General features: G+C 70.3%; 11 protein-coding genes. 1 reads left to right on the top strand and 10 read right to left on the bottom strand.

Translation table 11 applies throughout. From position 1 onward, the window contains the following. The 8 genes from VFF46_RS29850 to VFF46_RS29815 form a co-directional block, all read right to left on the bottom strand. Nucleotides 1–167 (bottom strand): copper transporter (locus VFF46_RS29850; protein ID WP_325040565.1); only part of this gene is annotated, 167 nt, incomplete at its 3' end. After that, a complete protein-coding gene (gene steA, locus VFF46_RS29845) occupies nucleotides 164–1,345 on the bottom strand; it encodes a putative cytokinetic ring protein SteA (RefSeq protein ID WP_325040564.1) in 1,182 nt (393 codons plus the stop codon). The genes VFF46_RS29850 and steA, both read right to left, overlap by 4 nt. A gap of 97 nt (nucleotides 1,346–1,442) precedes the next feature. Beyond that, nucleotides 1,443–3,173, bottom strand: a complete 1,731-nt coding sequence (gene recN / locus VFF46_RS29840; protein WP_325040563.1) for a DNA repair protein RecN — start codon at nucleotides 3,171–3,173, stop codon at nucleotides 1,443–1,445. A gap of 169 nt (nucleotides 3,174–3,342) precedes the next feature. Then, a complete protein-coding gene (locus VFF46_RS29835) occupies nucleotides 3,343–4,293 on the bottom strand; it encodes an NAD kinase (protein WP_325040562.1) in 951 nt (316 codons plus the stop codon). Nucleotides 4,294–4,332: 39 nt separating this feature from the next. Continuing rightward, on the bottom strand, nucleotides 4,333–5,148 hold the full coding sequence (locus VFF46_RS29830; protein ID WP_325040561.1) for a TlyA family RNA methyltransferase: 816 nt from the start codon (nucleotides 5,146–5,148) through the stop codon (nucleotides 4,333–4,335). A gap of 12 nt (nucleotides 5,149–5,160) precedes the next feature. Further along, entirely contained in the window at nucleotides 5,161–5,676 is a 516-nt protein-coding gene (locus tag VFF46_RS29825) for a hypothetical protein (protein WP_325040560.1), read from the bottom strand. A gap of 1 nt (nucleotide 5,677) precedes the next feature. After that, nucleotides 5,678–6,220: a phasin family protein gene (locus VFF46_RS29820; protein WP_325040559.1), complete on the bottom strand. Its 543-nt coding sequence runs from the start codon at nucleotides 6,218–6,220 to the stop codon at nucleotides 5,678–5,680. Nucleotides 6,221–6,318: 98 nt separating this feature from the next. Further along, nucleotides 6,319–7,425 carry an HAD-IIA family hydrolase gene (locus tag VFF46_RS29815; RefSeq protein WP_325040558.1) on the bottom strand — a complete coding sequence of 369 codons (1,107 nt, stop codon included), beginning with the start codon at nucleotides 7,423–7,425 and terminating at the stop codon, nucleotides 6,319–6,321. A gap of 24 nt (nucleotides 7,426–7,449) precedes the next feature. On the opposite strand from VFF46_RS29815, the gene VFF46_RS29810 reads away from it, so the two are divergent. Then, nucleotides 7,450–8,595, top strand: coding sequence for a DUF1015 domain-containing protein (locus tag VFF46_RS29810; RefSeq protein ID WP_325040557.1), 1,146 nt, complete (start codon nucleotides 7,450–7,452; stop codon nucleotides 8,593–8,595). A gap of 1 nt (nucleotide 8,596) precedes the next feature. Here the strand turns inward: VFF46_RS29810 and VFF46_RS29805 are convergent, their stop codons facing one another. Further along, nucleotides 8,597–9,457: a CHAD domain-containing protein gene (locus VFF46_RS29805; protein ID WP_325040555.1), complete on the bottom strand. Its 861-nt coding sequence runs from the start codon at nucleotides 9,455–9,457 to the stop codon at nucleotides 8,597–8,599. Nucleotides 9,458–9,460: 3 nt separating this feature from the next. Next, nucleotides 9,461–10,740: hypothetical protein (locus tag VFF46_RS29800; RefSeq protein WP_325040554.1), on the bottom strand; the 1,280-nt coding region annotated here is incomplete at its 5' end.

Raw genomic sequence — 10,740 nt, 5'->3', positions numbered from 1 at the left:
ACGAGCTCCGCCCGGGCGTCGGCGAGTTGCTGGCGGTCCTTGTCGGCCTGCGCCTGGACGAGCTCGCTGCCGGTGCCCTTCAACGGGCCGGCCCCGAGCACCACACCGGCGCCCAGGGCGAAGAAGATCGCCACGATCGAGACGATGTGGTAGCGAAAGTCGATCACGTGAACAGCTCCCGGATCCAGTAGACGAGGTCGTTCCAGCGCGCCCGCAGGATCGACCAGAGCACATCGTCGGCACCGATGGCGACCAGCGCCATCCCGACCGCGAACAGGCCGGCCACGATCAGCGCGACCACCTGGAACGTCGAGACCCGGCTCCGGTACAGCCGGCCGACGCCCTTCGCGTCCACCAGCTTGGCACCGACCCGCAGCCGGGTGATGAAGGTGCTCGCCATCCCGGAGCGTCCCTTGTCGAGGAACTCCACCAGCGAGTTGTGGGTGCCGACCGCGACGATCAGCGAGGCGCCCTTGGAGTCGGCCAGCAGCATCGCGACGTCCTCGCTGGTCCCGGTGGCCGGGAACTCGATCGACTCCACCCCGAGCCGCTCGAGCCGTTCGGAACCGGGCGCGCGGCCGTCGCGGTACGCGTGCACGATCACCTCGGCGCCGCACTTCAGCGTCTCGTCCTTGACCGAGTCCATGTCGCCGACGATCAGGTCCGGGACGTACCCGTTCTCGACCAGGGCGTCCGCGCCGCCGTCGACACCGATCAGCACCGGTCGGTACTCGCGGATGTACGGCTTCAGCGCGACCAGGTCGTCGCGGTAGTCGTACCCGCGGACCACGATCAGGACGTGCTTGCCCTCCATCGGCGTGTGGATGTGCGGTACGCCGACGCCGTCGAGCAGCAGGTCCTTCTCCCGGCGCAGGTACTCCAGCGTGTTCGCGGTGAACGCCTCGAGCTGGGTGGACAGCCCGGAGCGGGCCTCGTCCATCAGGTTCGCGACCGAGTCGCCGTCCTGGGCGATGCCCTTCGCGACCGCCTCCTGCCCGCGGTACAGGGTGCCCTCGTCGAGCCGGACCTGCTCGCCCTCGTGCAGCACCGAGAACACCTCGCGGCCGACCCCGTCAACCAGCGGGATGCCCGCGTCGACCAGGATCTCCGGCCCCAGGTTCGGGTACCGGCCGGAGATCGAGTCGGCCACGTTCACCACCCCGGCGACCTTGCAGTCGACCAGCGCCTCGGCGCTCACCCGGTCCAGGTCGACGTGATCGATGACCGCGATCTCACCCGGCTTGAGCCGTTTGGTGAGATTCTTGGTACGCCGATCCAGCCGGACCACGCCGGTGACGCCGGGCAGTTCAGTGGTACGTGCTCTCCGCAGGCTGGGCAATTTCATCGCGCTCTCATCCTGCCATGTCAAGAGCCCCTTACCTGCTCATTTACCCGGGTGGCCCCTTGTTCACGCACCGAATTAACGGTGACTGTCCGTCAAATCATCCTTTGGAACGACTTTTCCGGCGCGGTTTGTGGCGCTTCGCGGCGAGCGCGAGCAGCTCCTCGGCGTGGGTCTGCGCGGCCTCGGAGTTCTCCAGGCCGGCCATCATCCGGGACAGTTCCTTCAGCCGGGCGTCGTCGTCCAGAGCGACCAGGCCGCTCGTAGTGACCGAACCGTCGTCACTCTTCAGTACGACGGCGTGACGATCCGCGAACGCGGCCACCTGCGGCAGGTGGGTGACCACGATCACCTGGGCCTTCTCGGCCAGCCGGGCGAGCCGTTTCCCGACCTCGACCGCGGCGCGGCCGCCGATCCCGGCGTCGATCTCGTCGAACACCAGCGTCGGCACCGGGTGCGTGTCGGACAGGATCACCTCGAGCGCGAGCATCACCCGCGAGAGCTCACCGCCGGACGCGGCCTTCTGCAGCGGGCGCGCCGGGCTGCCCGGGTTCGCCGCGAAGCAGAACTCGACCTCGTCGATCCCGAACGGTCCGGCCGTCGTCTCGTGCACCTCGACCGTCAGCTTCGCGTGCGGCATCGCCAACCCGGTCAGCTCTTCCGAGACCGCGACCCCGAGCCGCTCGGCCGCCTCGATCCGGGCCGTCCGCATCTGCTGCCCGAGATCGGCGAGCGTCGCGTCCAGCTCGGCGAGCTCGGCGTTCAGCTGCTCCACACGTTCGTCGCTGCCGTCCAGCTCGGCCAACCGGTCCGCGGACCGCTTCGCCCACTCCAGTACTTCGTCGACGACACCCTCGTCGGCGCCGTACTTCCGCACCAGCGCGGTCAGCAACGCGCGCCGCTCGCTCACCACGGACAACCGCGCCGGATCGGTGTCGACATCGGCGGCGTACGACGACAGCTCCTGCGCCAGGTCGGCCGCCAGGTAGCCCAGCTCGCCGGCCCGATCGGCCAGCTCGGCCAGCTTCGGGTCGTGCTCCCGCTCGCCGTCCAGGACCTGTTTCGTCAACGCCAGCAGGCCTAGTACGTCGTTGGGCCGCGTCGAGTCCATGTCCTCCGAAGCGATCGCGTCCGCGGCGGTGGTGGCCGCAGTACGCAGACCGTCGGCGTACGCGAGTCGCTGCTCCTCGGCCGCCAGCTCGAGGTCCTCGCCCGGCAACGGCTCTGCCTTGGCCACCTCGTCCAGCCCGAACCGCAACAGATCCGCCTCGGCCAGCCGGTCGCGCTCGCGGGTGGTCAGCTCCGTCAGCTCCGCCTCAACCTCGCGGTGTCGCTTGTACGCCGCGGAGTACTCCTGCAGCGGGACCAGAACCGCCTTGCCCGCAAAGGTATCCAGGGTCTCGCGCTGCCGGGCCGGCTGCAGCAGCCGCCACTGGTCCGCCTGCCCGTGGATCGCGACCAGATCGCCGGACACCTCGCCGAGCACCGACACCGGCACCGACGCGCCGCCGAGGAACGCCCGGGAACGGCCCTCCGACGACAGCTCCCGCGCGATCAGCAGCTCGTCGTCGTCCAGCTCGCCACCACGGTCCTCGGCCTGCTGCACGATCGCCCGCGGTACGGCGCTCGCCCGGCCCTCGACCCGCGCCCGCCGCGTCCCGTGCCGCACCAGGCCGCTGTCCGCCCGGCCGCCGAGCAGCATGTTCACCCCGGTCACGACCATCGTCTTGCCGGCGCCGGTCTCACCCGTGACCGCGGTGAAACCCGGGTCGAGGTCCAGCGTCGCGTCCTCGATCACGCCCAGCCCGGTGATACGAATCTCCGAGAGCATGTCAGTGTCCCGTCGACGATGATGGTTGCACGATAGCGGTGTCCAGGTACGTGCATCGCAAGGCGGACGAGCGCCCTCGATGCGGTGTTTCATCGTGGGCGCTCGTCCAACGCAGCGAGGTGCGTGCCTGGGCGCCGATAGCGTGTGACCAGCATTGTCGACGGGACACTCAAGTCTCCTGTTGGCTGTTGCCGTTGTGGCTGTTGCCGTTGCGTTTGCGCTCGGCGGCGCCCCGCCAGCCGAGCACCGGGAGGTCGAACTTCGCCACCAGCCGGTCGGTGAACGGCGCCTCGTGGGCGCGCGCCAGCCGGACCGGCGTCGTACCCCGGCGGACCGTGATCTCGGCACCCGGCGGCACCTCGACCATCCGCCGGCCGTCGCACCACAGCACGCCGCGGCCGTTCCAGGTCGGCACCAGCTCGATCGACAGCCGCGACGTCGGCGCCACCACGATCGGCCGCGAGAACAACGCGTGCGCGCTCAGCGGCACCAGCAGGATCGCCTCCACCTCCGGCCAGACGACCGGCCCACCGGCTGAGAACGCGTACGCCGTACTGCCGGTCGGGGTCGCGACCACCACCCCGTCGCAGCCCCAGCGCGACAGCGGCCGGTCGTCCACCTCGACCAGCACCTCGAGCATCTTCTCGCGGGCCGCCTTCTCCACGCTGGCCTCGTTCAGCGCCCAGGTCTCGAAGATCAGGTCGTCGTCGAGCCGGACGTCGACGGCCAGCGTCATCCGCTCCTCGACCGTGTACGTCCGGTCCACCACCACCTGGACGATCCGCTCCAGGTCGTCCACCTCGGCCTCGGCCAGGAACCCGACGTGGCCCAGGTTCACCCCGAGCACCGGCGTACCGTGCGGGCGGGCCAGCTCGGCGCCGCGCAGGATCGAGCCGTCGCCGCCGAGCACCATGATCAGCTCGACGTCGTTCGCCGCCTTCTCCGGGTCGTCGACGATCTCCACCGGGTCGAGCTTGAGCTCCTCGGCCTCACCGCCGAGCAGCCGGACCTGCATCCCGGCGCCGGTCAGCAGCCGGTGCGCGTCCCGGGCGACCTCGACCGCCTGCTCGCGGCCGGTGTGCGTGACCAGCAGCACGCGACGCGGCTCGTGCTCAACCACCCTGCCGCCCTCCACTCTTTCCGCACCCGACCGCCCCGGTCATTGCGGTCCCTCGTCGATGGCCGTCCGGAGCATCGTCTCATCGAGAGGCGGCGCAACACGTCGTATCCACAGGAAGTATTCGACATTTCCTGACGGACCAGGCAACGGACTGGCGGCGACGCCTTCGATTCCCCAGCCGAGTTCACGTGCCTTGGCGGCGACGGTTCTGACCGCCTCCGCCCGCAGTTCAGGCTCGCGGACCACGCCGCCCTTGCCCAGCCGTTCCTTTCCGACCTCGAACTGCGGCTTCACCATCAGTACCAGGTCGCCGTCCGGCTTCACCACGCCGATCAGCGCGGGCAGGACGAGCGTCAGGCTGATGAAGCTCAGATCGCTGACCACCAGATCCACCGGGTCTCCGCCGATAGCGTCCAGGGTCAGGGTCCGGACGTTGGTCCGGTCCATCACCGTGACCCGGTCGTCGGTCTGCAGCGCCCACACCAGTTGCCCGTACCCGACGTCGACGGCGATCACGTGCGCCGCGTCGTTGCGCAGCAGTACGTCGGTGAACCCGCCGGTCGAGGCACCGGCGTCGAGGGTACGGCGGCCCTTCACCGGCACGCGCGGGAATGCCTCGAGCGCGCCGATCAGCTTGTGCGCGCCACGGCTCGCGTACCCCGGGTCCTCGTGCTCGGAGGTGTCGACGACGATCGGCGCGTCCGCCCCGACCCCGGTCGCGGGCTTGCCGGCCACGGTCCCCGACACCTTCACCTTGCCGGCCGCGATCAGCTCACTCGCATGCTCCCGCGAGCGCGCGAGACCCCGCCGTACCAGCTCCGCGTCGAGCCGCGACCGCTTGACTCCCTTGGCCACCCGCTCGGCCGCTCAGCCCCGGTCGCTCTGCTCGGCGTCCGCCTCGACCAGCGCACTCTGCAACCGCTCGTGCAGGTCGGCATAAACCTCACCGTGCTCCCCCACCGGCCGGTCCCGCAACGAGTCCAGCCGCCCCATAGTCTCCTCCACCAACGGATGCCCACCCTCCCCCTCGCCGTACGCCGAGTCGTCACCAGACCCGTCGTACGCCGGATCCGCCGCATCGCCGGTGCCCTCGGCGGAAGCGTCATACCCCAGCCCCCCGCCGGAGCCGGTGTCGTCGTACGTGGGGTCTTCGGCGGAGGCGGCTTCGAAGGCGTGTTCGTGTTCCTGGCCGGGGGCGCGGGCGAACTCCGGGCCGAACTCCACGGCCGCCGGGTCCACGTGCTCTCCCGCCGCGTCGTGCGGCACGTCCTGGGTGCCCGGCTCGGTGTCGTAGTCGGGCTCACCGGAGCGGTACGGGTCCGAGCCGGGCTCGACGTCCGGGTCCACCTCCGGTGGGAACTGCTCGCCGGGATGCTCGGTCATCTCAGGCCTTCTTTGCCGTCTTCTTCGCCGGCGCCTTCTTGGCAGCCTTCTTCGCAGCAGCAGCCTTCTTGGCCGGCACAGCCTTCTTGGCCGGCACCTTCTTCGCAGCCGCCTTCTTCACCGGAGCCGGAGCCGGAGCGGGAGCCGCATCAGCAGCCGGACCCTCGTCGACCACCGTCGCCTCGACAACCTCCTCGACAACAGGCGCCGGCGCGGCAGCCCGGCCCGCCGCGGCGTGCGCCTCGGCGAGCTCGGTCTCCAGCGCCTTCACCCGCCGGGTGAGCGCCGCGACCTCCTCGGACCGGACGAACCCGAGCCGCGCCACCGCACCCTCGACCTCGTTCGCCACGATCGCCTGCAACAGCTGACGGTTGCTCTTGCTGGTGGCAACGATCTCGTCGGCCAGGTCACTCACCCTAGTGGTCAGCGAGTCCGCCCCGGTCTGCTGCAGAAGCGCCTTCGCAGCCGACTGGGCCTTCTGCTTGGTGACCTCGGTCAGCCCGTTCGCCAGTTGTACGTATCCGCGCACCGCGTCCATCACCATGACTGCCTCCTAGCATCGTCCCCAGCAACGGTATCGCCTCGCCTCCCAAACACCACCCACCCCGCCCCACCACCGCGCCGACCCTCCAGTTCAGGGGGCTACTTGTCCAGGCCGATGCGGTGGAGGGCGGCGTCGAGGGCGATCGCGTCCGCCCTCGGGGACGGCTTCGGACGGGGGCGGCGGCCGCGGGCGGTGGCCTTCGCGGGCTTGGCCGGCTCGGCGGGCGCGTCGACGGCGGCCCACACGGCGGACAGGATGGCGCGCAGACCGTCGTACGGCTCGCCCTCCCCCTTCACCGTAACGGCGTTGTTCACGACCTCCGCCGTCCAGCCCTCACACGTGTGCTTCGCACCGTCGACCTTCACCCCCGGCTGCTTCTGGGCAAGCGCGCTCAGTCCAGCAGCGACGTACGTCGGCCGCTGGTTCTTCGGCGCCCGCGCCAGGTCGTACGCGTCATGCACCCCGGTCGCCACCCACAGACTCGCGATGCCGACCTTGTTCGCGCCTTCGATGTCGGAGTCCAGCCGGTCCCCGATCATCAACGGCTGCTTGGCTTCCAGCCGTTCGATACTGGTCTCGAGCAGCGGCGGCTCGGGCTTTCCGGCGACCACCGGATCGACGTCGACCGCGGCCCGGATCGCCTGCACCAGCGTGCCGTTCCCGGGCGCCTTGCCGGCTGCGGTCGGGATCGTCAGGTCCAGGTTGGTCGCGAACCACTTCGCGCCCTCGTTGATCGCGTGCGCGCCGTCGGCGAGCATCACCCAGTTCACGTCGGGGTGGAAGCCCTGGACGACCGCGACCGGGTGCCCGTCGCTGCTCCGCACCGGGGTCAGCCCGTACTCGTCGAGCGCGACGTACAGCCCCTCGCCGCCGACCACGAGCACCGGCGATCCCTTCGGGAACTCGCTCGCGACGAGTTTCGCCGCCGCCTGCGCGGACGTCACCACGTCGTCGGCGAGCACGTCAAGCCCGAACGACGCGAGGTGCTCGGCAACGCTGTCGGCCGGCCGGCTCGCGTTGTTCGTGATGTACCCGATCCGCATGCCCTCCTTGGCGGCCTTGCGGAGGTTCTCCGGCGCGTCGGGGACCGGGTCCGGCCCGACGTACACGACGCCGTCGAGGTCGAGCAGCGCCACGTCGTACCGGCTCGCGAGCGGTTCGTCACACGCCGACAGCGGTTCCGGCGCAGTTCGTTCCGTGCTCATGCCGCACCCCGTACGATTCCGCGCATGCCGGATGCGGTACTGAGACTCGATCCCTTGCGGGCCTGGCGGTTCGTGGCGGGCAAGGTGAGTGGGCTGGGTGCGGTCACGTCGCCACCGTACGACGTGCTGGAACCCGCCATCGTCCGGCGGCTGACTGACTCTGATCTGCACAACATGGTGAGGCTCATCCTTCCACGCGATCCGGACCTCGGACCTGCCCGGTACGACGAACCGGCGCAGCGGCTGTCCAGGTGGCAGCGGGACGGCGTGGTGGTACAGGACGAACAGCCCGCGCTGTACGTGTACGAGCAGCGTCTCGGGGACGCCGTACTGTGCGGGCTTGTCGGTTCGCTGCTGCTGGATCCCACACGTCGCGTGGTACTGCCGCACGAGGACGTGATGCCGCACTGGGTCGACGATCGTCTGCGGCTGATGGAGGCGACCGACGCGGACCTGGAGCCGATCTTGCTCGCGTACGCCGACGGTGGTGCCGCCAGCGATGCCGTGGATGCAGCACGCGCCGGTGAGCCCTGGCTGGAGGCAGAGACCTACAACGGAGCCGAGCACCGCATCTGGCGCATCGCTGACCCAGCTGTGCTGGCAGCGATCGAGGCCGAGCTTTCAAGACACGAGGCCCTGATCGCGGACGGCCACCATAGGTACGCGGCGTACCTGGAACGGCAGCTGCGGGAGCCGTACCGGCAGAGCACACAGGCCGGGCTGGCGATGCTGGTGGACTACGTACGGCATCCGTTGACGCTGGATCCGATCCACCGCGTCATACCCGGCCTGGACCTGGCGACTGTACAGCTGCGCACACCGTCCGGCTGGCAGTTGCAGCCCGGTCGGGTGGAGGGCGACCCGAACCGGATCTCCGTCACGGACGGGTCGAGCTGGCTGACGCTCCACGCGGCGTCGGACGCTCCTACGGTCGCCCTGCTGCACGAAGCGCTGCTGCCGGCGTGGGGAGTCGCTGAGGACACGCTCAGCTTCCACCACACCCTTGAGGACGCTCTAGCGCTCGCTGACGCGCAGCAGGTCGCTGTAGAGCTCACAGCCCCTCGGATGGATCAGGTACTGCGTTCTGCCGCGCAAGGCGTCGTACTGCCGCAGAAGGCCACGTCGTTCGGCCCGAAACCGCGAGTAGGGCTGCTGTTCCGGACGCTGTGAGTCAGGGCCGGTGGTACAGGCTGAGGAACTGCTCACGCAGAGGCTTCCGAGCGGCCCTGTGGCGCTCTGTGAGGCGTCCTAGCGTGAACGAGAGCTCTGGGTCGTCCTGTGCAGCCGCGTCCACTGCCATGGCCGTCAGAGCGTCTGCGGCGGCACAGTGGTCCTGGTGCTGGCCCAGCAGCTCCTGGTACGTCGCTGCGTGCGCGGCTGCGGCTTTTGCCTCGTCACCGAGTACGGCCGCGCTGGTGTCGGCGGCGTACCGCACGCGCTTCGCCAGCAGCCGTACTTCGTGCCAGTCGTCGTCGTGAGTCCAGGGCTGGAGCCTGTCGGCTTCCTGAGTGAACTTGTCGGTGGCGGCGCGCAGCAGCTGCGGGAGGATCTCGCCGCAGGGCTTGTCCGCTTTGGGCTTCAGGTCAGGTGCTGCGGCGACGGCCTCGAGCGTTGCGAGCAGATCCCTCGTCGAGTCGCCCAGGACCACCTCTGCTGAACGGGCGGCTGCGCGGTCCAGGCCGAGGGTGAGTGTGGTGAGGATCGTGTCGACGTGCTCCGGGTTGTCCTCGCTGCTGGTGTTCTCGCGGACGAGCTCCGCGATCACCTCAAGGTCCCGGGCCTCGCCGCAGGCCTGAGCGAGCGCGGCGAGGTCCGCCCGGAGGCCGGTCGCCCAGTCGCCGGCCAGCAGCTTGCGGAACAGCTTCAGATCGCTCCGCAGCCGGCGGCAGGACACCCGTACCTGGTGGATGGCGTCGTCCTCGTCGTTCGCCACCATCCCAACCGACTTCTGCAGCCGCCGCGCCCCCTTGCCGAGCGCGGCCGCCACCAGCACACCAACAGGGTCCTCAGCCACCAGACCCACAACCCCCACGCCCTACTCCCCGCCGCCCTCAAACTCCCGCCCCACCGACTCACCCCGAGCACCCGAGCCACCCTCGTCACCCGAGGCACCCGAGGCACGGTCGTCGCCCGAGGCACCCGAACCGTCTACACCCACCGCCGCATCCACGTCGCCATCCGCGTCACTCACACCGCCATCCGCCTCCCCCGCGCCGCCCGCCGCCTCGCCCACGTCATCGCCCGCGCGATCCGCGCCGTCATCGCCCGCGCCGTCCGCGCCGTGTGCCTCGTGCGCGTCGTCCGATTCGACGGTCTCGTCCACGCGGTCGTCCACGCCGTCAGCCTCGTCCGACTCGTACGCGTCGTCCCGCTCGTCGGCCTCATCCACCTCGTCAGTGGCGTCGTCCGCCTCGTCCAACTCGTCGGCCTCGTCCAACTCGTCCGACGCGTCGGTCGCGTCCGACTCACCGTCGTACTCGTCCTCGAAGTACTCGTCGTCCACCACCGTGTCGTCCTCGTCGAGGTCGGTGAACTCGAGCCCTTCCAGCTGCGCCGCCCGCTCGGCCGCACCGGTCACACCGTCACCGTCGACCCCAGCCGCCCGGTGGAACCACACCAGCGCGTCATCGGTCCGCCCAGCCTCCGCCAGAGCGTCGGCGTACGCGTACCGCAGCCGCGGCAACCACTCCGCCCGCGTCCGCTTGGTCAGCTCCGGCACCTCGAGCATCTGGACCGCCGCCGCCGTCTGCCCGAGATCCCGCCGCGCACCGGCCGCCACGATCAGCAGCTCGATCTGCGTCGGCTCCGACAGGTCGCGAACATGCTTGTCCTTCGTCAGCGCCAGCGCCTTGTCCGGCCGCCCGAGCGCACGCTCACAGTCGGCCATCATCGCGAGCACCTCATGGTTCCCGGTCATCCGCCGTACGGCCCGGAACTCGGTCAACGCCTCGTCGTAGTGCTCAGCCAGGTACGCCGTGATCGCCACGGCCTCGCGCACCCCACCGAGCCGCGCCGCGAGCCGCCGCGCCGTCCGCGCATGCTGGTACGCAAGCTCCGCATCGTCGTCGAGGAACCGCCCCGACGCCACCAGGTGCTGCGCCACCAGATCCGCCAGGGTCCGCGGCAACGACCGCAGCTCGGCCTTCACGCCACGATCGAGCTCGGCCCCCGTGATCCCCTCCGGAATCTTCGGATCGTCCCGCCGAGGCCCAACCTTCTCCTCCCGGTCCTCCCGCCGCGGCCCCCCACGCCGCTCATCCCGCCCCCCACGCTCATCCCGCCGGCCGCCACGCCCAGCCCCACCAACCCCAGCTC

This window comes from Kribbella sp. (assembly GCF_035655035.1).
Lineage (GTDB): Bacteria > Actinomycetota > Actinomycetes > Propionibacteriales > Kribbellaceae > Kribbella.
This window is presented reverse-complemented; position numbering and strand designations above follow the sequence as displayed.

What these genes read in the sequence shown, in the direction of transcription:
- VFF46_RS29820 (WP_325040559.1), bottom strand. Translation starts at nt 6,220, where the DNA reads ATGGTGATGGACGCGGTGCGCGGATACGTACAACTGGCGAACGGGCTG.
- steA (WP_325040564.1), bottom strand. Translation starts at nt 1,345, where the DNA reads ATGAAATTGCCCAGCCTGCGGAGAGCACGTACCACTGAACTGCCCGGC.
- VFF46_RS29825 (WP_325040560.1), bottom strand. Translation starts at nt 5,676, where the DNA reads ATGACCGAGCATCCCGGCGAGCAGTTCCCACCGGAGGTGGACCCGGAC.
- VFF46_RS29815 (WP_325040558.1), bottom strand. Translation starts at nt 7,425, where the DNA reads ATGAGCACGGAACGAACTGCGCCGGAACCGCTGTCGGCGTGTGACGAA.
- recN (WP_325040563.1), bottom strand. Translation starts at nt 3,173, where the DNA reads ATGCTCTCGGAGATTCGTATCACCGGGCTGGGCGTGATCGAGGACGCG.
- VFF46_RS29810 (WP_325040557.1), top strand. Translation starts at nt 7,450, where the DNA reads ATGCCGGATGCGGTACTGAGACTCGATCCCTTGCGGGCCTGGCGGTTC.